The organism is Pseudomonas sp. IT-93MI4, assembly GCF_949767635.1.
Lineage (GTDB): Bacteria > Pseudomonadota > Gammaproteobacteria > Pseudomonadales > Pseudomonadaceae > Aquipseudomonas > Aquipseudomonas putida_A.
Genome location: NZ_CATKPP010000009.1, coordinates 36409 through 56566, shown reverse-complemented (window position 1 = coordinate 56566; position 20158 = coordinate 36409). Strand labels below are relative to the sequence as shown.

Sequence of the window (20158 nt, the reverse complement as noted above, 5' to 3'; positions counted from 1 at the left end):
CTAGAAGCGGAAAGTGAGGTCGACGAGCAGACGCAGATCGGTCTCCCGATCACCGTCGTAGGGCCGGTTGATCACACTGAACAAGCCGCCCACCTCGAACACGTCGTTCCAGGCATAACGCTGGCCGTAGCCGAGCATCGCCATGCCGCCGGTGCCGTGGTCACGCTGGCTGTAGGTGCCCGCACCGGCCTGGAATTGCTGGCTCCAGGAGGTTTCGTAGCGGTGGTAGAGCACATGGTTGACGTTGACCGTCGGCATCACGCTGAAGTCCGACTTCGGGTTGAAGTACGGCACGTCATCGGATTTCGAGTTGTGGCTGGTGCCGACTTCCAGACCGGCATCGACCTGGACGTTCGGCGCGCTGTAGACACCCTCGCGCCCGGTGAGCAAGGCCTCGACGCGGTTGTTGCCATCACTGAAGTGCGACGGGCTGACCGACAGCCGCCACTCGCGGCTCTCATTGGCGCGCCAGCGGATGAACGCGTTGCCGCCGTTGGCCTTGATGTCGCTGTTGAGCGCACGCAACGGCGTCTCGGCCGACAGGTAGGCGAAGCTGCCGCCGTACTGCCAGTTGTCGTTGATGTCGCGGGCAATCGCGATGCGTGCGCCCTGTTTGGCGCCGTAACCGTAATCGTGATTGGAAACTTCGGCTTCCAGGCTCATGTCACGGGTGCGCCGTTCCAGGCCAACGCGCTGGAAGCGGTCGGTGCCGGTGCCTTCGGCGAAATCGCCGGTGGCATAACCGGCGCCGACGAACACCCGCCAGTCCTCATCGATCGGCGGGCTGTACAGGGTGCTCTGGATGCCGAAATCGCGGCTGCCACTGACCGCGCCCGCACCACCGCTGCCGCCGCCTCCGTTGGCCTTGCCACCGTAGGCTTCGACGCGCAATTCGGACATGTCGTGCACTTCGCGCTCGCGGGCCGCGCGTTGCACCTGGCGGTTGTCGGGAAAACGCGCGACCACGTCATCGGTCAGCGCATCCATCTGACGCCATTCCTGCAGGCTCATCGCGGTGCGCGCCTGAGCCAGTTCCAGGCCCATGTCGCGGGGGGCCATGCTCTCGGTTTCCTTGAGCTGGTTTTCGGCGCGGCGTGGCCATTGTCGGGCCAGATACAGATCGGCCTGGGCCAGACGCAAACCGAGGTTGCCCGGGGCCTGATCGACCAGGGTTTGCAGACGTTCCTCCCCGTGTGGCAGATCGGAACCGTAGGTACCGGCCTGCGCCGCGAGCTGCTGGGCGTCCATCCATTCGTCGTTGGGGTTGCCGATCGGCAAGCCCTTGAGTTCGACGCGCGGCTTCTGGGTCTTGGCCAGATCCTCGGCGACTTTGCGCGCTTCATCGGCGCGGTCACTTTCCAGCAGCGAGTAGTACAACGCGGTGGTGTCTTCGAGACGATCACCGACATCAGCGTCGGGGGCCGACAGCACCTGGCGATACAGGTCAGTGGAGACTTCCGGCTGGCGCTGATCCAGATACGACGCCGCCACCCAGCGCAAGGCGTAGGTCGGAATCTTCACGCCTTCGCTTTGCAGCTTCTGATATTCATTGATCACGTCGGCGGTGCGCGCCCGCGCTTTGAGTGCGCCCATGCGGTCGATGCGCCAGCGAATCACGTCATCGTGGGCGCTGGCGTCCGGGGTCCAGGTGGCGAGCAATTTGTCGTAATCGGCCAAGGCGCGGTCGGCGATCACATAGCGTTCTTTTTCGCTGCGGGTGGCGAGTTCGGCCAGACGCACGCGTTCGGCAGCCAGATCACCTTCGAGGCGGCGCAGGGTGACCGGGTCGATCAGCCCCGGACGTTGATTGGCCAGGCGCAGCGCCGGTTCCGGCAGCCGCGCCTTTTGCAGGGCGACCACGTATTCACGGGCGACTTCCGGCTTGCTGCCGGCACGCATGAACGCCTGATCGTATTCAAACAGTGCGTCGTACTGCTTGCCGGCGCGGGTCAACGCGTAGCCCAGTGCGAGGCGGCGCGAAGGGTCATCCGGTTTGGCGGCAACCAGAGCCTTGGCGCGGGTCACGGCTTCGTCGGGTTTGCCCGCGTCAGCCTGAGTCAGCGCCAGCCCCAGTTGCAGGTCAGCGTTGTCCGGCTCCAGCGCCAGGGCCTTGCTGTAGACCTGGGTCGCCTGCTCCCAACGCTTGAGGTTGCGATAGGCGCGTGCGGTGGCGGTCAGTGCCTGCACCGGCAGCACCCGGTCACGGCCCTGAGTTTCATAGACCTGCACCACCTCGGCGTCGAGGCCGGCCCAACTGGCGATCTGCAGGTGATCGCTGATCTGCCCGGTGGTCGATTGCCCCGGTGGCACCTGGCGCAACACGTTCAGCGCAGGCGTGGTCTGCCCGGCACGGGCATCGCGCACCATCTGATCATAGGGCGTATCGGCAAACGCCAGTGCCGGCCAGAGCAACTGGCTGCACAGCGCAACGCGAAACAACGGGCGTAAACCACGATGTAAAACAGGAACATCAATACGCGGCATTCGTCAGCATCCTTACATGGCCAGCCGGGTCGCAATGCCCCCCTTGCCCATTCGTAACGGAGACCGAGTCAAAAGAGACCCAGCCAAGCTTAGTCAGGCAGTCTTGCATGCAAGCGTAGTCGAATATCCAGAACGCAATAATTGTTCAGAATCGTGGCGCCGGCTGAGACGAAAACCCGAACACCAGACAGCAAAACGCCCGGCGTCTGGTGATCAGAGGCCGGGCGTTGCTATTAAGAGCGCAGGATTACTGCACTTGCGTGACGCCAGCGAACTTGCTCATCAGGAAGCCGACGAACTGCTCAACGGTCATCTTCTGGCCGTTGAACTCCACCTGATTGGCAGCGTAATGCAGCTTGGTCACGACGTTGGTGCCATCGACGGTCGCCAACTGCGAACCGACGGCCATGCCGGAGAACATGTCGGCACCGGCGCTGGCCTGGTCGACGATGGCTTTGGCGTCAGTCTGACCGTCAAGCTGCGCCTGCACGCTGAGCAGATCGATCAGCATCGGCTTGGACACCTGAATGTTCAGGTCCAGCAGCGCGACCAACTGTTCACCCAGTTGATCCGGCGGCAGATCCATCGACTGTGGCTTGGTCAGATCAATCACCAGGCTGGCGCGGCTTTCACCGTTGGCGGTTTTCAGCGACAGGTTTTCCAGCGCGATCTGTGGACTGGCGGCCAGCAGTTTCTGCAGGTCAGCCTTGACCTGTGCCGACTCGGCCTCGGTCAGGTTCAGTTCAGGTGCCGGCAGGCCGGCTTCGGCAGCGGCCGCCGCTTCCTTCTCGTACGGCTGCAATTTGGTCTGGTAGATCTGCATCAGCGACATCGTCGACGGGATGTCGAGGTTCTTCAGACTCATGGCCATGTTGGCCGAACCGATTTTCTTGTCGTTGAGGGTGACTTCACCCACCTTGTAGTCAGCGCGGCCCGAGGCATTGCTGCCGCTCTCTTCAGTGAGGTTCTTCATTTCGAAGTTCTTCACGCCGAGCACCGACTGCTTGGGACCGAAGGTGGTTTTGCTGTTGGTCAGCTCCAGGGTGTTTTCCCCGGTGTAGTAGCCGTAGCTGCTCTTGGTAAGGTTGCTGGCCAGGGTCAGACCGTTGAGTTCGACCTGCACCGGTGCTTGATCCTGCGACACGGTGACCAGTTTCAGGTTGTCCATGTAGCCGTCAGCCTTGACCTTCTGCGCCTGGGCACTGGCGGAGATGTTCATGGTCAGGCCGGAGAATTTCAGGCTCGACTGCTCGTCCAGCGCGGTTTCCAACGGCAGCAACTCGAGGCTGCTGGTGGTGGATTCGTCGTAGCCGATGTTGGTCACGCCCTTGAGCGGCGCGGCGCCCTTGGTGGCGGCAAACCATTTTTCGGTGGCCGGGCTCTTTTCCAACTCGTAATTGCTGGTGGCCATGACCGGCAGCCACTTCAGCGACACCAGGCGCGAGAACGGCAGCGGGCCGTGCTCGATGTGGTCGACAAACAGCAGCTCGACCGGCTGGTCGCCGAACATCTCGCCCTCGCCCTTGAGGCGGTAGTGCGCGGTGCTGGTGAAGGTGTGCCGCTCCAGCGACACCAGCTCCAGCGACGCGGTGCCATTGGAGCCGGCCATCGCGGTCTGCAGCTCTTTGTTGGCGTTGCTGACGGCGTTGTTCAGTACGCCTTCAATCTTGGTCCCGGTGTACCAGGCCCCGCCGGCGCTGATCGCACCGATGGCAACAACAATCCCGAGAAGCACGCCTGCTGATTTATTCATGAATGACCTGATCAATGTCCGTGGCTGTAAGTGTCGTCGTCTTCCCTGAACCCGTGACCGGGTCGCGGCTCGACTCCGCTGAAATTAGCGGTGGAGATTAGCACTGGCAGCGCGAGGCGGCCCAATGTTTAAAGGTTAAAGAGTGTCTATGGGGAGTGTGGACAGCTGACAGGCGGGGAGAGTTTCGGCGTTTTTCAGGTCGTCTTCGCGAGCAGGCTCGCTCCCACAGGTGCAGTGTTACCCTTGTGGGAGCGAGCCTGCTCGCGAAGAGGCCAGTGAAATGAATGCAGATCAGGAATACTGAACCTCGATCTCATCGAGTTGATGATCGAAGCTCTTCAACCGCGCCGTCCAGGTATACACCAGCACTTCAAAGTCGCGATCGATCACCGCCCCGCCCGGCCCGTCAGCGCGCGGGTCACAGAAATCCAGCTGATAGCGCTCGCGGGCCATGGCCGTGGCGACATCCGACAGTTCGCGGGCATTGTTGAGCCAGTGCCAGCCTTCATCGGCAATCTGCTTGTCGAGCTCCAGACACTGCTTTTTCAGGGCTTCGAGGCTTTTTTCCAGCGGCGTGCCGGTGAGTTCGCCCATGACTTCGGCGAAGGTGCGTCCCGGTTGCCAGTAGCTGCCCCAGAAGTAGCGGTCGAATACGGTTTCGACCCGACGCAGGGCGACTTTGGTGTCCCAGATCAGCACCAGGGTCTTGCCTTGTTCAAGTTGTCTTTTCTTGACTCGCTGCACCTGGATCGACGCCCAGGCCACCACGACAATTGCCATCACCGCGATCAACGCCGTGGCACTGTCGAGGAAGACCATGGCCTTGTCGATCTGATGGGCCAGCATGATGCCGTAGAAATAGGTGGCCGATAGCAGCACCAGCGCTACCAGGGCGCACCAGAAGCCGAGAGCGTAAGGGTTTTTCATTATTGGTTTCCCCTAGACCAGCGCTAGCAATGTGCGCTGAAAGGGTGCGTTGCACGTGGCACCCCTTCAACACTTCAAAGCATAGCAACGGCTTCAGGGTTTGCTGGCGCTTGAGGCTTGCGTTCGTCCGCTTTCCCAACCGCCACCGAGGGCGAGGAATAAATCGATCTGGCTCATGGCGACCTGGGTGTTGGCGGCGGCCAGTTGCGCGGTGACGTCGGTGTAGGTGCGGGTCGCCTGCAGGTCGGCGAGGAACGACTCGCGCCCGGCCTGGAAGAAGCGGTGGGTCTGGTCCGCCGCCAGTTTTGCCGATTGCTCGGCATCGGCCAGGGCGTCGCGGCGTTGCAGCAGCGCGCTGTACTGGGCCAGACCGGTCTGGGTTTCGCGGATGGCGTTGAGCACCACGCCGTCGAAATGCGCCAGTGCGGCCTGGGTGTTGGCCTCGGCTTCACGGATCCGCGCACGGGCGCCGTTGGTCGGCACCTTCCAGCTCAGCGACGGGCCGAAGCCCCAACGGTTGGTCGACGGATCGCCCAAGTCGTCAATAAGACCGACGGTGCCGATGGTCGCGCCGATGCTGATGTCCGGATACAGCTCGCCCGTGGCGACGCCGATGCCCGCTGTCGAGGCCGCCAAGCGACGTTCCGCCTGACGGATATCGGGACGACGCTTGAGCAGCGCAGCGCCATCACCCACCGGCACCAATTGGGCGATTTTCGGCAACTCGGCACAGGTTGCGGTGCCGGCCGGCAATTGCTCGACCGGTTTGGCCAGCAGCATCGACAGGCGGAACAACCCGGCCTGACGCGCCGCCTCATAGCGCGGCAGGTCGGCGCGCAACGACTTGAATTGGGTTTGCGAACGGGTGACCTGGGTCTCATCACCACGCCCGGCATCGCGCAGACGCTGGATCAGCGTGGTGCTCTGCGATTGCAGGTCGAGGGAGTGCTGGGCAATTTCCCGCTCTTCGTTGGCCGCGCACACTTGGGTGTACGCGCGAACCACATCGGCCACCAAAGTGATGCGTGCGGTGTCAGCCGCTGCTTGAGTCGCATCGGCGTTAGCCTTCGCGCCTTCGATACCGCGTTGCAGGGTGCCCCATAGATCGAACTGATAAGACGCACTGATGCCAATATCGCCGACGTTGTCGACCGGGACTTTTTCCGGCAGCAAGAACGCCTGCCCGGATTCCTGCAAACGCTGCGCGCCCATCTTCACGCCTGCGCTCCAGCCACCCGCCGCTTCAGCCTCATCGACTTGCGCGCGAGCCCGTTGAAGGTTCGCCGCCGCCACGCGCAAATCAGTGTTGGACGCCATGGCCTGCTGCACCAGTTGATCCAGACGCGGGTCCTTATACAGTCGCCACCAGTCAGCCGGTACCGGCGCTGACACCACCGGTTTGCCCTCCACCGCCAGTTCGCCCTGAAAGTCCTTGCGCTGCACCGCCGCGTCAGCGGGCAGCTGATAGTCCGGCCCGACCATCTGACAGGCCGAGAGCATCACGCCCAACCCGGCGATCATCAGGGCCTTGTTCATTGCGCGGGCTCCTGCGTTTTGTCGTCGATGATCGACACGGTCGCGGTACGCCCGGCGATCATGCGGAAGTCTTCCGGCACCTCGTCAAAGGCGATGCGCACCGGAATCCGTTGTGCCAGGCGCACCCAGCTGAACGCCGGGTTGACGTTCGGCAGCAGGTTGTTGCCGCTGGTGCGGTCACGGTCTTCGATACCGGCGACGATGCTTTCGACATGCCCACGCAGCCTGGCCTTGTCGCCGATCACGCGGATATCCACCGACTGCCCGACATGAATGCCGTCGAGTTTGGTTTCTTCGAAATAGCCGTCGATGTGGAACGAGTTGCTGTCGACCACCGACAACACCGGACGCCCGGCGGTGACGAATTCCTGCACCCGGGGCGCACGGTCGTTGACGTAGCCGTCCACCGGGCTGCGGATCACCGAGCGATCCAGGTTGAGCTGCGCGCTGTCCACCGTCACCAGCGCTTCGGCCAGCGCCGATTGCGCGCGGGCAACTTTCGACTGGCTTTCTTCCAGTTGTTCGGCCGGCACCAGATTGCCCAGGCCACGGTTACGCTTGGCTTCGCGCTGGGCTTGAGCCAGGGTTTCCTCGCGATCGGCAACCGCCGCTTTAGCCTGACGCAGGGCCAGTTTGAAGCGGTCCTGATCGATGCTGAACAGCACCTGACCGCGCTTGATCAACTGGTTGTCCTTGACCTCGACCTGCTGGATCAGCCCGGACACGTCCGGAGCGATCTGGATGATGTCGGCGCGAATGTGGCCGTCGCGGGTCCACGGCGCAAACATGTAATACATCACCATGCGCCAGACGAGGACGACGGCAAAAATCACGATCAGCAGGGTCAGGACCACGCGACCGATAGTCAGAAACGGTTTTTTCATGTCATCAGGTATCGACTGAGTGAGTCCACGCCGTACAGCAGCACGGCGTAGAGCGCCACGTTGAACAATGCCCGGTGCCAGACCAGACGGTAAAAGTGCAGGCGCGTGAGCACGCCATGCACCAGCAAAAACAACACATAGGTGATGCCCATCAGCACCAGCAGGGTGGGCAGGAAAATCCCGCTGATATCCAGATCACCGATCATAGGGGCGCTCCATCGGGCAGCGGCTCTTCGGCATCGCTGGTGCTGACGAATTCCACGCCGGGCAGCAGCGCCAGGCGCAAACCGCTCAAGGCATGCAACAGGTTTAGCCGGGTTTCTTCGTCGCCGTGGCCTTTGAGCGCGCGGCGCGCGCGGTCCATCGTCATCAGCAACGGACTCGGCGCCGGCAAGCGTTCGCCGGCCTTCAGACACGCGCGAAAATACTCGCCGACCTCAGCCACCACTTGCTGCAGCAGGGCCTTCGGCGCGCCGGTGACCCGTGGCGTGTAAGCCAGCAGATCGAGCAGGTTCAAGCCGACGCGCACTTCACGCATGGCAATCCCGGTGTCCTGGCCGGTCATGGCCAGACGCGGCAAGTGCTGCATCAAACGGTCGAGCAACTGCACGCCCAGATGTCGATGTTCGGCCAGATTGGCCGGCTCGGTCATGCGCACGATGTCTTTCCAGCTGAAGCGGGTCAGACGTTTGGCGGCCAGTTCGACGCCGAACGGGCGGGCGATCAGGGTCCAGATGAACGCGAACAGCAGGCCCAGAGGGCCGGCCAGGTTGGAGTTCACGAAGGCGAAGAAGTCCGCGTCGTAGGCGCCCTGAATGCTGATGAACGACGAGGTGTTGACCAGCGTCAGGAGCATGCCGAGGAAGAACCGTGGCTGCACCGTCAGGGTGCCGACACAGATGAACGGAACCGCAAACGCCAGTACCAGCATCGGGAAATCGTGCAGGTTCGGCAGAATCAGAAACAGATAAAGGCTGGCGAACAGCACCGACATCCCGGTCCAGAAAAAGAACCGATATATCTGTGGCGCCGGGTCGTCCATCGAGGCGAAGAAACTGCACGCTACCGCCGCCAGAATCACCGCACTGCCACCGTCCGGCCAGCCGAGCAGAATCCACAGCACCGAAGCGACGATGATTGCCAGAACGGTCGAGGCCACCGAATACAGCATCATCCCGCGGTCGAGAAATGGCGTCAGCCGCCCGAGGCGCCAGTGCCGGTAAACCGCGCGCCAGCTGTCCTGGCGCTCGCAGAGAATCGCGTCCTGCAAACTGCGGCAGTCCTGCCACAGATCGATGAATTCGCCGAGGCGATAAATCGCGTTGGAGAACAGCAATTGCTTGCGATCGTCCAGCGCCTCGCAGCTTGGCTGCAGGGCCTGGAGTTGACCCTTGAGCGCCTGCCACCGATCAAGATCGGCGTCGTTATGGCCGAGCCATTGCTGGGTCGCGGTCAGCAGCGGGGCAAACTTTTCCACCAGTTCCGGGGTACGCCGTTCGAGGGCGTAGAGCGAGTCTTCCAGAGCGTCGATCACCGGCAACAGGTGGATCATCCGTCCACGCAATTCCTTGGTGTTGCGCACGGTTTGCGGGCGGGCGCCTTCGTGGGGCAACTGGCCGATCATCAATTCGAGGCTGTTGAAGTTGGCGACCATGGCCATGCGCAGCGCGGCGATCTGTTCCGGCTGCACGTCGCGGCTGAGAAACTTCAGGCTGTAGGTGGTGGCGTCGGCGAACCACTTGCCCACCGCGTCATTGAACACCGGCGCCAAACGTCGCGGCCAGAACATCGCGCCGACCACCGCCGCCACGGCGATGCCGAGAAAAATCTCTTCGGTGCGCGCCTCCGCCACGTCCCACACCGCCAGCGGATTATCCACAGTCGGCAAGGCAATCAGCGGCAAGGTGTAGCCGGCCAGCATCAGTGCGTAACTATTGGCGGTACGCAGGTGCAGCGACAGGAACAGCAAAGTCCCCGTCCACAAGGCAATCACCACCACCAGCACATACGGACTCTGCACGAACATCGGCACGAACAGCACTGCCGCCGCCGCGCCGAGAAAGGTGCCGATGGCGCGGTACAGCGCCTTGGAACTGGTCGGGCCGAGAAACGGGCTGGAAACGATGTACACCGTGGCCATCGCCCAGTACGGACGCGGCATTTGCATGAGCAGGGCGATGTACAGCGCGATCATCGACGCTGCAAAGGTACGGACCCCGTAGAACCAGTCCCGGGCAGGCGGGATGCCAGAGAAAAAACCGTTCAAGAATTGATCACCACAGGCGGATTGGCCGCCTCAAAAGCTCGCAGTACCCGAAGCGTAGCCTCCAGATCACTCTGGTCGATGCCTTCGAGCACTTCATGACGCAGACGCACCAGTTCGATCTCCACCGCTTGCACCAGTTCACGGCCGGTGTCGGTCAGGCTCAGGCACTTGGCCCGACGATCCTGCGCATCTTCGGTGCGGCAGACGTAGCCGGCGTGGCACAACTGATCGAGCAGACGCACCAGCGACGGACTCTCCATCCCGGCCGCCTGCGCCACCTGCACCTGACGCACACCCTCGCCCAACCGCCCGATCATCAACAACGGCACGGCGCAGGCTTCGGAGATTCCATAGTTGACCAGCGTGGTCTGGCAGATCTTCCGCCAATGCCTGGCGGCCACCACCATGGCACTACTGATGTTCATCTGGAGAGCGTCGAGGGAATTCGGCACGGGAAAATGCACACTGTTAGTTTGCTAACTATCAATATCGCATTGGCGGGGAATTTCAGTCAAGTTTTGAAACAAATCTTCTCGGCAGAGAATTTCTATAGTTCATCCAGCTCGATGGCTACCCCTACTTCGTTCCTGCGCGAATATGTGATTGACACCAAATCGAAATCATCCAGCTTATTCAGGATCGCTTCATAAATTTCTGGCGAAATCAGCACAGCCACTGTTGTGTCGTGCTTCCGAAACTCGACAGGCCCGTTGGAGATGCTTTCGATCACTGCCTCAATACAGTCCCCAAGCGCGTCAACATCAATTGTTCTGACTGGCAAAAATGATTGCATCGACGGCTCCGGATTGTTGAATTGGCAAGCTACTCCAACATCGATAGGGATCCTGCGGACATTCTGTAATAAGGTTTTACTTCAGTCCTACAAAACCCGCCCCTTGCGCAACAACACATTCAACTGATCCACCACCTCCGCCCAATCCGCATCATCAAGAATCTCATCCCGCAAAAAATCCGCCTGGCTCCTGCTCCAGAAAAACGCGTCTGCGAGGTGCAACTCGGGTTTGAGTGGTGAATGGGTGGCGATGAATTGGTCGATGCTGGTCGGGTCGTTGTCCAGTCCCAGTTGTTTGAACAGGGATGGCAGGCTGTGGGTTGGCTGCTCCATGGAAGACTCCTTCAAAAATGCGGTGGGTGGGAGATTATTCGCGAGCAGGCTCGCTCCCACAGGGGTACGCAATCAACCTGTGGGAGCGGGCTTGCTCGCGAAGGCGTCCGCGAAAGCGCTACAAAACTTAATGACTCAACTCCCGCACCTCGGCATGCGGCACCATTTTCAGAAACTCGGGCATGCTCATGTGCAGCAGGTAGTTGTGGTTGCCGGCTTCCAGGTAGATGTCTTTCTGCCGGGTCAACAGCGGGTCGATGACCATGTCCAGGCCGTAGGAATCACCGAGCGGCGGCACCGCGCCGCGTTCGCAGTCATCGAAGATATGCGCCAGGTTGCTCTCCCGGGTGATCTGCCATTCGCCGCGACTACGCACTTTACTCAAGTCCAGATGCCGACTGGCCGGCAGCACGGCCATCAGGTAATGCCCGTGGTGGTCGTCGAGAATGACTGACTTGGCCACGCGTTCGGCGGGCACCCCGGAAACCCGCGCGGTTTCCAGGCTGCTGGCCGAGTGGCGGTGGGCCACGATGTCATATTCGCAATGCGCCCGGTTCAGGCTGCTCTGCACTTTTTTTGCCATACGCATGCTGCACCTCGGTGTCCCGCTGAACGTTGTGCCTGTTCTGCTGAGTCTAGTTCGGCCAGTTGCTGATGAAGGGAAATCCGCTCATTGGACACATCCGCTTATTGATCAAAATTCAGCCGGCGCCAGTCTCAACTAGACTTGAGGAAACACCCCATGACTCTCCCGGAGGGTCACGTGAACAGCCGATGTTGCACGTTTTTCCTGATACTGCTGGCCAGCGGCTCGGCCCTCGCGGCTGATGTCCTGCCGACGGCGGTCAATCCGCTCGGCCTGTGGCTGATCACCCTCGGCATTGCCTTTCTGATCGCCGAAGCCGCGCTGCCCAACTACGGGGTGATCGGCCTCGGCGGGATCATCATGTTCGTCATCGGCGCGCTGATTCTGGGCAACGCCGAGTTGCCAGTGCCGATGATCATCGGCCTCGGCCTGGTCAGCGCCCTGCTGCTGATCGCATTGATCGTCCGCGCCTTGAAAACCCGCCCGCGCCACGCCGTCAGCGGCGATGCCGGGCTGGTCGGCAGCGTGACGGCGGTGACCACCGTACAAGCGCAAAACGCCCACAACGGCTGGGTGCAATTGCAGGGTGAACACTGGCAAGTGCAGAGCACGACACCGCTGCACGCCGGGCAATCGGTGCGCGTGGTCGGGCGAAATGGCTTATTGCTGAAAGTCGCCGCGACTGACGCGGTGCGACACGGAGAGTGATCATGGGTCTGCAAATCGGTTTCGTTGCACTGCTGCTGTTGGTCATTGCCCTCGCCGGGTCGACCTTCCGCATCCTGCGTGAGTACGAGCGCGGCGTGGTGTTCCAGCTCGGACGCTTCTGGCAGGTCAAGGGCCCGGGGCTGATCCTGCTGATTCCGGTGGTACAGCAAATGGTCCGGGTCGACCTGCGCACCGTGGTCCTCGACGTGCCGCCACAGGATGTGATCACCCGCGACAACGTCTCGGTGAAGGTCAATGCGGTGCTGTACTTCCGCGTGCTCGACCCGCAGAAGGCGATCATTCAGGTCGAAGACTTTCTCTCGGCCACCAGCCAACTGGCGCAGACCACCCTGCGCGCGGTGCTCGGCAAACATGAGCTGGATGAACTGCTGGCCGAACGCGAGCAGTTGAACATCGACATCCAGCAGGTGCTCGACGCCCAGACCGACGCCTGGGGCATCAAGGTCGCCAACGTCGAGATCAAGCACGTTGATCTCAATGAATCGATGGTGCGTGCGATTGCCAAACAGGCCGAAGCCGAACGCGAACGCCGGGCCAAGGTGATTCACGCAGAAGGCGAACTGCAGGCCTCGGAAAAACTCATGCAAGCCGCCGAAATGCTCGGCCGCCAGCCCGGTGCCATGCAATTGCGTTACATGCAGACCCTGAGTTCGATTGCCGGTGACAAGAGCTCGACGATTGTCTTTCCGTTGCCGATCGAATTGCTCAAGGGGATGGCGGATTTGTCGGGCAAATCCTGAGCCTGCGATCACCCGCCCGGTTTATCGGCGCTCGGCTCCCTCACGTACAAACGTGCAAATGCGCCGCCTGCATGGACATCGCTCTGCCGCTGCCAGTCTTCAGGCAACGCGGCAAACTCATCGGGTTCATCCAGCGTGCCGATCAACCACATCCGCGTGCTGCCCTTGGACACGTCGCCAAGCTGATCGAGGAAAACCTCCTCGCCGACCAAAGTGCCAAATCCGTAGGCATTGGGACGCGTGGAACGCCCATCCGCCGCTGGTGGCGTATACAGACGGATCTGCGCGTCAGTGCGGTTGTAGTAGATGTAGCTGAGGTACCACATCATGTCGCTGGTGACGATCCGGTCACCCTCGGTGAAGTGTCGATTGACGTAGTCGACCAGCACGCTGAACTGATCATTGCTGTCGACCGTGGCGTTGTTCTTCACACCCACCAGTTCGACCCCGACGAACAGCACCAGAATCGCCAGCGCCAGAACGCGAGAGCCTGCGTACAGCCGATCGACCGCCAGCGCCACCAGCATCGGCAACCCCAACGCATAGGCCGTCAAATACCGCTCGATGAACACCGGCGAGATGAACGACACGCCAAACACCAGCAGAATCGGCATCACGCTGTAGCACAGCAACAACAAGCTGCCGCGAAATACGCTGCGATCACGATGCAGGGCAACGGCAATCACGGCTACCAGCGCCAATGGCAAAAGCAAAAACAGCCACCCCGGCAAGGTCATGCCGTCGTCCTGGATCAGCAACGACCAGACCATCGAAGGCAATGAGCTGAGGGTCACCGGATCTTCCCAGCCTATGTCATTGCTGGCCTTGAGTTCCGGGATGTGCTGCAGCAGATCAAGCAGGTTGGACACCCACGGCATGTACAGCAACGCGATGCTCACGTTGGCCAGCCACCAGGCCGGACGCTGAATATGCCGCAGCCGATACCCCGGCTGCACGCACACCGCTGTCAGATACAGCCAGTGGCTGATCACGCACAGAACGGTGAAGTAGTGGGTGTAGAACGCTGCCGTCATCAGCAGCGCATAGGCCACCAGATAGCGATGCCGACGCGGCTGGCGCACCCAGTAGACCAGCGCGATCGTCGCGCCGATCAGCCACATGCCGAGCAGCGAATACATGCGCACTTCCTGGCTGTAGCGCACGGCCGTGGGCAACAACGCCAGCAACAGCCCGGCCAGCAACGCAGCGCGACGGGTGGCAAGCAGATCCACCAGCCACACACCGAGACCGACGGTAATGATCCCCGGCAGCGCACTCATCAAGCGAATGGACAGGATGCCGTCACCGAACAGCCCGATCCAGCCGTGCAGCAGCAGGAAATACAGCGGTGGGTGCACATCGTGGCCCGCTAGCCCCCAGATCTCGGCCAGTGGAAACTGGCTCAGCAGGACGCTGGAGCCTTCGTCGAACCAGATCGCCGCCGCCGTCAGGTCGAAAAAACGCACCGCCGCCGCGAGCAGCATGATCGGTAACAACCAGTGCTCTCTGGCCCAGCGAAGCAGACGCAAGGCCACCAGCCATGCACCCGGGACCGCGCGCGGATCCTGCGTGTCGCCAACCGGCGTTTCTCTGTGTGCCGCCATTGCATCCTCTTGCTGTGCCGGAATATCGCGAACGGATGGAGCCGAACCTGCCCGTCACTTTAGGTCAGCCACGGGAGGGCCGTCGATGGCGGTGTGCGCTTTCACGACATCCGGCACCCCGGCCAATCCCAAACAGCCCTCGGCATTTCCAGTTCAGACCATCAGCGTTGCGCCATCTCCCCCGCCGGATACACCGACTCCCAGCCCCCGCCCAACGCTCGGTACAACCCGACCATCGCCAGCGAAACGCCGGTCGAGCTTTCCACCCACTGCTCCTGAGTCGCCAGCAACGCGCCTTGAACGGTGAGCACGTTGACGAAATCAACCACGCCTTCGACGTATTGCTGTTGTGCGGTGCGCAGGGCGATCTGGTTCTGCCGCACGGCTTCGGCGAGGCTGTCGCGGCGGCGTTGGCTGGCGTTGTAAGCCGTCAGTTGGTCGTCGATTTCATGCCAGGCGCTCAGCACGGTTTGCTGATAGGCGATGGCCGCTTCCTGTTGCTGGGCTTCGCGCAGTTGCAGCATGCCGCGCAGGCGTCCGCCTTCGAACAGCGGCAGGCTCAATTGCGGGCCGATGCCGAACGCGCGCGAGCCCCAGGAGCCGAAATCGCTCAGTTGCATCGCTTGCGAGCCGAGGTTGCCGGACAGGGTGATGCGCGGATAAAAATCGCCCTTGGCCACGCCGATGTTGGCGGTGGCGGCATGCAGGCGCGCCTCGGCCTGCCGGATGTCCGGCCGGCGTTCGGCCAGCTGCGACGGCAGGCCGATGGCGACTTGCAGCGGTGACTGCGGCACCGCGCCGTCTGTGGATAACTCCTTGGCCAGGGCCTGGGGCGGTTCGCCCATCAGCAGGCTGATCGCGTTGATCAATTGCGACTGACGCTGCTCGAGGGCCGGCAGGCGCGATTCGATGGCCGCGACCTGCGCGGCGGCTTCGGCGACGTCGAGATCGGTTGCCACACCATCGCTCAGGCGCAGTTGCGAAAGCTTGAGGCTGTGCCGGGCGACGTCGAGGTTCTGCTCGGTGACCGCGCGGGTGTTTTGCACGCCGCGCAGCTGGAGGTAGTTCTGCGCGGTGTCGGCGAGCACCGCCAGAAGCACACCGCGACGGTCGTTTTCGGCGACTTCGAGGTTGGCATCGGCGGCTTCGGTTTCACGGCGCACGCGGCCCCAGAAATCCAGTTCCCAGGAGGCGGAGAAACCGGCGTCCCACAGGTTGAAGGCGGAATCGCCATTGTGCCCGGACGGGTCATTCAGGCCTTCGCCACTGTTGCGTTTACGCGCGTAGCTGCCGGTAGCGGCGGTGTTCGGGTAGCGATCCGCGGTGATCACCTGGCGCGCGGCACGGCTTTGTTGCAAGCGGCTGCTGGCCAGTTGCAGATCGAGGTTGCTGTTCATCGCCCGCTGGGTCAGAGCTGAGAGTTGCGGGTCGTGAAAAACCTCCCACCAGCGTTCGTTCAGCGGTTCGCTGACAGCCTGGCTGGGGGCGGATTTGGCGGGTTTGGCCCAGTCGGCGATCTGTGTGGCTTCGGGCTTGCGGAAGTCCGGGCCGACGGTGCAGGCGCTGAGGCCAATAGCGAGCAATGCACCGAGGGTGAGTTGCTGCCACTGGCCTCTTCGCGAGCAAGCCCGCTCCCACATTGGGTAATGCGTTCCCCCGGTGGGAGCGGGCTTGCTCGCGAAGGCGTCAGTTCTATCAACGCTGTTCATCGCTGAGTCACCTCGCGCTCCGCCGCCGAGCTGCGAGTGTCAATACTCGCCTCCACCGACATGCCCACACGCAACCGCTCGGCCAATGGCTGACCCGACTCAAGCACGATCTTCACCGGAATCCGCTGCACGACCTTGGTGAAGTTACCCGTGGCGTTATCCGGTTTTACCGCGGCGAAGGTCACGCCGGTGGCCGGGGCGATACTTTCGACGCGACCGTTCAAGGCCTCACCGCCGAGACTGTCGACGCGCACCTGAACGCGCTGCCCCGGCTGCACGTCAGTGAGTTGGGTTTCCTGGAAGTTGGCCAGCACATACGCCTGCTTCAAAGGCACCACCGCCAGCAGCTTGCTGCCCGGCGTGACATAAGCACCGACACGCACCGCGCGCTCGCCGATCATGCCGTCCTGCGGCGCGGTGATGCGCGTATACGACAGCTCGAAACTGGCGATTTCCAGCGCCGCTTGCGCATGCTTCAGATTGCCTTCGGCAGCATCGCGCTGCGCGGTGAGAATCTCTACCTGCTTGCGCTCGGCCGCCAGTTTCGCGCTGGCAGTGTCGAGCCGAGCGCTCGCCTGATCGATGCGCGTACGGGCTTGTTGCGCGTTCTGCACCGTGCCGGCACCTACACCGGCGAGGTGGTTGTAGCGATTGAGTTCCTGCTGGGCGAAGGCCATTTCTGCCTTGGCCGAGACCACCGAGGCCTGCGCCTGAGCAATCACCGAGGTCTGCCGCTCCAGCGTGGCCTTGGCGTTTTGCAACTGAGCGCGGGCGACCAGGGTTTGCGCATCGGCCGCTTCAGCGGCGGCGCGCAAATCGCGATCATCGATCAGCGCCAGCAACTGCCCGGCCTTGACCTGCTGGTTGTCTTCCACCAGCACTTCCTTGATGAATCCGGCCACGCGCGGCACCACCAGGGTGAAGTCGGCGGAAACAAACGCATCGTTGGTGTTTTGCTGGGTGCGCTTGCCGAACAGTCCCGGCACCGCCAGGTACAGCAACACGCCGACCGCCAGTGCGGCCGCCACGGCCACCGCGAGTTTTTGCTTTGCTTGAGTCGTCATAAAAACCTTCGGTATCAGTGAAGCAATCAGGTCGGCGCGCGGGGCGGAAAGATCCGCGTCGGCAGCCAGAAAATCAGCAGGATCAGCGCCACCGCGACGCCAGCCATGCACACATAGAGATCAGAGGAAGTCAGCACCACGGCCTGTTCGTGCAGGCGATGGGCGAGGCCCGGGTCGCTGCGATCGGCCAGCGGTGAGTTGCCGAGGTTGTCGATCAACATGGTCGAGTGGAAATGCAGGCGCGCGGTGGTCAGCGCCTCAATGACTCCGGTGGCGATCACCGCCGCCAGGCCTTTCACCGTGTTGAACCACGCGGAGGCGAACGGCCCGTCCTGCGGCTGGATGCTGCCGGTCGAGAGCATCAACAGCGGCAGCACCGACATTGGCTGACCGAAAATCTGCAGCCATTGCAGGACGTAGAAATTGTCGCGGATCCACTCCGAAGTCAGCAGCGAGCCCCCCATGCAGGACAGGGTCAACATGCTCAAACCGATGCCGAGCACCCAGCGGCAATCGACCCAGCGCAAGTTGCACAGCGACGCCACCAGCGGCAGCGCGATCAGTTGCGGCAACGCGGCGATCAGCATGATCGGCGCGGTCTGCACCGGGCGATAACCCTGGACCTGCGCCAGATAGCTCGACGGGATCAGCACCACCGCCTGCAACACCACCAGCACCCCGGCCAGGGTCATCAGGGCGAACGCCAGGTTGCGGATGCCGAGCATCTGCAACTTGAAAAACGGAATCGGCTGCGACCATTCATTGATCAGAAACGCCACCAGCAACAGCGAACCGGCGCCGAGCAAACCGCAGATCAGGCTCGACTCGAACCAGTCCAGCCGATTGCCCTGGAGCAAGCCGATCACCAGCATGCAGATCGCCGGGAAGCCCAGCAGCAGGCCCTTCCAGTTGAAGGTCTTGAGGCGCTCCAGGCGCAGCGGATCCTGCGGAATCCCCCAAGCGACCATTGCCATGGCAATCAGGCACGGCACGATGATTTGCCAGAACGTCCATTGCCAGCCGACGTACTCGCTCCACAACCCGGCCAGCGGCGTGCCGAGACCGGGGCCGAAAGTCGCGGTCAGCGCATAACCGGCCAGACCATAGAGTTTGAAATTGGCCGGTAGAAAACGCAGGGCGACGGTCATCAGCATTGGCGGCAACGCGCCGCCGGCCAGCCCTTGCAGGGTGCGCATCAGCAGCAGGCTTTCGTAGTTGGGGGCGAACGGGCACAGCACGCCGAGCAGCGTGAACAGGCTGATCGCGCAGAGGGTGAAACGGCGCAGCGAAAAGGTCACCGAGCACCACGGCGCGAACGCCATCGCCGCCACCGAGGTCGCGGCGTAGCAGGACACCAGCCAGGTGCCTTCGTCATAACCGATGTTCAGCGCGCCCCGAATGTCGGCCAGTGCGACTTTGGTCACCATTTCGTTGAGGCCCGAGACCAGCACCGCCAGCAGCACACCAACCAGGCCGGTGATGATCCGCGCCCCGAACACCGGTGGCGCAGCCGCCGTCGCCGGACTGGCCGCAGCAATGGGCGCCGGAACCGACAGGGATGTCATGGATACACACTCCGGAAGGAAAAATACCGGAGCATTTTAGTAAGGCTTACTGCTGACGAAAATTGACTTATTGGCAGGTTATAAGTGCGCTCAGTGCAGCAATGAATATCCAGTGTGGGAGCGGGCTTGCTCGCGAAAGCGGTGGATCATTCAACCTGTGCGGTGCCTGACACGACGCCTTCGGGAGCAAGCCCCCTCCCACACGGACTCTGCTTGTATCAGGGTTGCGTGGCCAGCCACGTCTCGTCACAACACGCCTTGAGCGTTTCGCGCAGCCAGCGGTGCGCCGGGTCCTTGTCGAAGCGCGGGTGCCAGGCCTGAGTCAGCATCAGCGTCGGCAACGGAATCGGCAGATTGAACGAACGTAGCTTCAGGCCCAGTCGGCGCACGCTGAGCAACGCTTCCTTGGGCACCGGCAAGATCAGGTCGGAATCGGGCAAGGCAAACATCGCCGCGTGGAAACTCGGCGCGATCACCGCCACCCGCCGCTCCAGGCCCAGTGCATTCAGCGCGGTGTCAATGGGGCCGCGAGCAATGCCACGGCGCGACATGCTGATATGCGAGTAGCCGGCGTAGCGCTCGGCGGTGATCTCGCCGTCGAGCAGTGGATGATCCTCACGCACCAGACCGACGAAATGCGTGGAGAACAGGTTCTGCACTTTGACTTCCGGGGTTACCGGACGGGTGTTGCTGACACTCAGATCAATCCGTCCTTCACGCAGCGCTTCGTCGTCGCCATCGCCCTCGGGGACGAAGCGCAACTCGCAGTGTGGCGCCTGCTGGTCGAGGGTATCGAACAGCTTGCCGCCATATACGCCAATGAAAAAGTCGTTGGCGCGGATGCTGAAGCGCCGGCGCAGGGTGCCCAGATCCACGCTGTCGGCGGAGCGAAACAGCAGCGCCGCCTGCTCGACGACATCGCGCACCTGCTCGCGCAATTCGAGGGCTTTTGGGGTGGGTACCAAGCCACGACCGGCGCGCACCAGGATCGGATCGCCGATCGCCTCGCGGATCCGCGTCAGAGTGCGGCTCATGGCGGCGGGGCTGAGGTTCATCCGCCGCGCGGCGCCGACCACACTGCCCTCGTCGAGCAGAGCGTCGAGGGCGACCAGAAGATTCATATCCGGGAGTTGCATGCTGAGCACTCGTGGCTGATCTGGATTGATCTGGGTGCAATGCTAGCAA

The 20158-nt window shown here is 62.2% G+C and carries 18 protein-coding genes; 2 read left to right on the top strand and 16 right to left on the bottom strand.

The window, feature by feature from the left end; all coding sequences use genetic code 11:
• The 11 genes from pgaA to ACM6I7_RS06540 form a co-directional block, all read right to left on the bottom strand.
• Nucleotides 1-2484: a poly-beta-1,6 N-acetyl-D-glucosamine export porin PgaA gene (gene pgaA, locus ACM6I7_RS06590; RefSeq protein WP_414888195.1), complete on the bottom strand. Its 2484-nt coding sequence runs from the start codon at nucleotides 2482-2484 to the stop codon at nucleotides 1-3.
• Nucleotides 2485-2731: 247 nt separating this feature from the next.
• On the bottom strand, nucleotides 2732-4237 hold the full coding sequence (locus ACM6I7_RS06585) for a YdgA family protein (RefSeq protein WP_414888194.1): 1506 nt from the start codon (nucleotides 4235-4237) through the stop codon (nucleotides 2732-2734).
• A 291-nt stretch (nucleotides 4238-4528) separates the two neighbouring features.
• Nucleotides 4529-5164 carry a hypothetical protein gene (locus tag ACM6I7_RS06580; RefSeq protein WP_025113416.1) on the bottom strand — a complete coding sequence of 212 codons (636 nt, stop codon included), beginning with the start codon at nucleotides 5162-5164 and terminating at the stop codon, nucleotides 4529-4531.
• 93 nt (nucleotides 5165-5257) lie between these two features.
• Nucleotides 5258-6700 (bottom strand): efflux transporter outer membrane subunit, encoded by a 1443-nt coding sequence (locus ACM6I7_RS06575; protein ID WP_103367789.1) that lies wholly within the window; start codon nucleotides 6698-6700, stop codon nucleotides 5258-5260.
• Entirely contained in the window at nucleotides 6697-7584 is an 888-nt protein-coding gene (locus tag ACM6I7_RS06570; RefSeq protein WP_414888193.1) for an efflux RND transporter periplasmic adaptor subunit, read from the bottom strand. The genes ACM6I7_RS06575 and ACM6I7_RS06570 overlap by 4 nt, the downstream gene beginning before the upstream one ends.
• Entirely contained in the window at nucleotides 7581-7790 is a 210-nt protein-coding gene (locus ACM6I7_RS06565) for a DUF1656 domain-containing protein (protein WP_027611129.1), read from the bottom strand. The genes ACM6I7_RS06570 and ACM6I7_RS06565 overlap by 4 nt, the downstream gene beginning before the upstream one ends.
• A complete protein-coding gene (locus tag ACM6I7_RS06560; protein WP_414888192.1) occupies nucleotides 7787-9850 on the bottom strand; it encodes an FUSC family protein in 2064 nt (687 codons plus the stop codon). Before ACM6I7_RS06560 ends, ACM6I7_RS06565 begins: the two co-directional genes overlap by 4 nt.
• Complete coding sequence (locus ACM6I7_RS06555) at nucleotides 9847-10275, bottom strand: MarR family winged helix-turn-helix transcriptional regulator (RefSeq protein ID WP_007961473.1); 429 nt, start codon at nucleotides 10273-10275, stop codon at nucleotides 9847-9849. Before ACM6I7_RS06555 ends, ACM6I7_RS06560 begins: the two co-directional genes overlap by 4 nt.
• A gap of 122 nt (nucleotides 10276-10397) precedes the next feature.
• On the bottom strand, nucleotides 10398-10643 hold the full coding sequence (locus tag ACM6I7_RS06550; RefSeq protein WP_041070983.1) for a hypothetical protein: 246 nt from the start codon (nucleotides 10641-10643) through the stop codon (nucleotides 10398-10400).
• A gap of 87 nt (nucleotides 10644-10730) precedes the next feature.
• On the bottom strand, nucleotides 10731-10976 hold the full coding sequence (locus tag ACM6I7_RS06545; RefSeq protein ID WP_414888191.1) for a DUF2789 domain-containing protein: 246 nt from the start codon (nucleotides 10974-10976) through the stop codon (nucleotides 10731-10733).
• 127 nt (nucleotides 10977-11103) lie between these two features.
• On the bottom strand, nucleotides 11104-11565 hold the full coding sequence (locus ACM6I7_RS06540; protein ID WP_047290739.1) for an aminoacyl-tRNA deacylase: 462 nt from the start codon (nucleotides 11563-11565) through the stop codon (nucleotides 11104-11106).
• A gap of 153 nt (nucleotides 11566-11718) precedes the next feature.
• On the opposite strand from ACM6I7_RS06540, the gene ACM6I7_RS06535 reads away from it, so the two are divergent.
• Both ACM6I7_RS06535 and ACM6I7_RS06530 read left to right on the top strand, forming a co-directional pair.
• Nucleotides 11719-12270, top strand: coding sequence for an NfeD family protein (locus ACM6I7_RS06535; protein WP_103367792.1), 552 nt, complete (start codon nucleotides 11719-11721; stop codon nucleotides 12268-12270).
• Nucleotides 12271-12272: 2 nt separating this feature from the next.
• The gene (locus ACM6I7_RS06530) at nucleotides 12273-13031 is read left to right on the top strand and encodes a slipin family protein (protein ID WP_003220464.1); all 759 of its coding nucleotides are present in this window, start codon (nucleotides 12273-12275) and stop codon (nucleotides 13029-13031) included.
• An 8-nt stretch (nucleotides 13032-13039) separates the two neighbouring features.
• On the opposite strand, the gene ACM6I7_RS06525 is transcribed toward ACM6I7_RS06530, so the two are convergent.
• The 5 genes from ACM6I7_RS06525 to ACM6I7_RS06505 all read right to left on the bottom strand — a co-directional run bounded on the left by ACM6I7_RS06525 (nucleotide 13040) and on the right by ACM6I7_RS06505 (nucleotide 20109).
• A complete protein-coding gene (locus ACM6I7_RS06525) occupies nucleotides 13040-14635 on the bottom strand; it encodes a glycosyltransferase family 39 protein (RefSeq protein WP_414888190.1) in 1596 nt (531 codons plus the stop codon).
• 161 nt (nucleotides 14636-14796) lie between these two features.
• Nucleotides 14797-16344 carry an efflux transporter outer membrane subunit gene (locus ACM6I7_RS06520; RefSeq protein WP_414888189.1) on the bottom strand — a complete coding sequence of 516 codons (1548 nt, stop codon included), beginning with the start codon at nucleotides 16342-16344 and terminating at the stop codon, nucleotides 14797-14799.
• The gene (locus tag ACM6I7_RS06515) at nucleotides 16341-17408 is read right to left on the bottom strand and encodes an HlyD family secretion protein (RefSeq protein WP_414888188.1); all 1068 of its coding nucleotides are present in this window, start codon (nucleotides 17406-17408) and stop codon (nucleotides 16341-16343) included. Before ACM6I7_RS06515 ends, ACM6I7_RS06520 begins: the two co-directional genes overlap by 4 nt.
• Before the next feature lie 26 nt (nucleotides 17409-17434).
• Nucleotides 17435-18973 (bottom strand): MFS transporter, encoded by a 1539-nt coding sequence (locus ACM6I7_RS06510; protein WP_183784465.1) that lies wholly within the window; start codon nucleotides 18971-18973, stop codon nucleotides 17435-17437.
• A gap of 218 nt (nucleotides 18974-19191) precedes the next feature.
• On the bottom strand, nucleotides 19192-20109 hold the full coding sequence (locus ACM6I7_RS06505) for a LysR family transcriptional regulator (RefSeq protein WP_027611120.1): 918 nt from the start codon (nucleotides 20107-20109) through the stop codon (nucleotides 19192-19194).
• Nucleotides 20110-20158 lie beyond the last annotated feature (49 nt).

Bases quoted from the DNA above. Each gene is read 5' to 3' on its own strand.
- pgaA (WP_414888195.1), bottom strand. From the start codon at position 2,484: ATGCCGCGTATTGATGTTCCTGTTTTACATCGTGGTTTACGCCCGTTG.
- ACM6I7_RS06585 (WP_414888194.1), bottom strand. From the start codon at position 4,237: ATGAATAAATCAGCAGGCGTGCTTCTCGGGATTGTTGTTGCCATCGGT.
- ACM6I7_RS06580 (WP_025113416.1), bottom strand. From the start codon at position 5,164: ATGAAAAACCCTTACGCTCTCGGCTTCTGGTGCGCCCTGGTAGCGCTG.
- ACM6I7_RS06575 (WP_103367789.1), bottom strand. From the start codon at position 6,700: ATGAACAAGGCCCTGATGATCGCCGGGTTGGGCGTGATGCTCTCGGCC.
- ACM6I7_RS06570 (WP_414888193.1), bottom strand. From the start codon at position 7,584: ATGAAAAAACCGTTTCTGACTATCGGTCGCGTGGTCCTGACCCTGCTG.
- ACM6I7_RS06565 (WP_027611129.1), bottom strand. From the start codon at position 7,790: ATGATCGGTGATCTGGATATCAGCGGGATTTTCCTGCCCACCCTGCTG.
- ACM6I7_RS06555 (WP_007961473.1), bottom strand. From the start codon at position 10,275: ATGAACATCAGTAGTGCCATGGTGGTGGCCGCCAGGCATTGGCGGAAG.
- ACM6I7_RS06550 (WP_041070983.1), bottom strand. From the start codon at position 10,643: ATGCAATCATTTTTGCCAGTCAGAACAATTGATGTTGACGCGCTTGGG.
- ACM6I7_RS06545 (WP_414888191.1), bottom strand. From the start codon at position 10,976: ATGGAGCAGCCAACCCACAGCCTGCCATCCCTGTTCAAACAACTGGGA.
- ACM6I7_RS06540 (WP_047290739.1), bottom strand. From the start codon at position 11,565: ATGCGTATGGCAAAAAAAGTGCAGAGCAGCCTGAACCGGGCGCATTGC.
- ACM6I7_RS06535 (WP_103367792.1), top strand. From the start codon at position 11,719: ATGACTCTCCCGGAGGGTCACGTGAACAGCCGATGTTGCACGTTTTTC.
- ACM6I7_RS06530 (WP_003220464.1), top strand. From the start codon at position 12,273: ATGGGTCTGCAAATCGGTTTCGTTGCACTGCTGCTGTTGGTCATTGCC.
- ACM6I7_RS06525 (WP_414888190.1), bottom strand. From the start codon at position 14,635: ATGGCGGCACACAGAGAAACGCCGGTTGGCGACACGCAGGATCCGCGC.
- ACM6I7_RS06520 (WP_414888189.1), bottom strand. From the start codon at position 16,344: ATGAACAGCGTTGATAGAACTGACGCCTTCGCGAGCAAGCCCGCTCCC.
- ACM6I7_RS06515 (WP_414888188.1), bottom strand. From the start codon at position 17,408: ATGACGACTCAAGCAAAGCAAAAACTCGCGGTGGCCGTGGCGGCCGCA.
- ACM6I7_RS06510 (WP_183784465.1), bottom strand. From the start codon at position 18,973: ATGACATCCCTGTCGGTTCCGGCGCCCATTGCTGCGGCCAGTCCGGCG.
- ACM6I7_RS06505 (WP_027611120.1), bottom strand. From the start codon at position 20,109: ATGCAACTCCCGGATATGAATCTTCTGGTCGCCCTCGACGCTCTGCTC.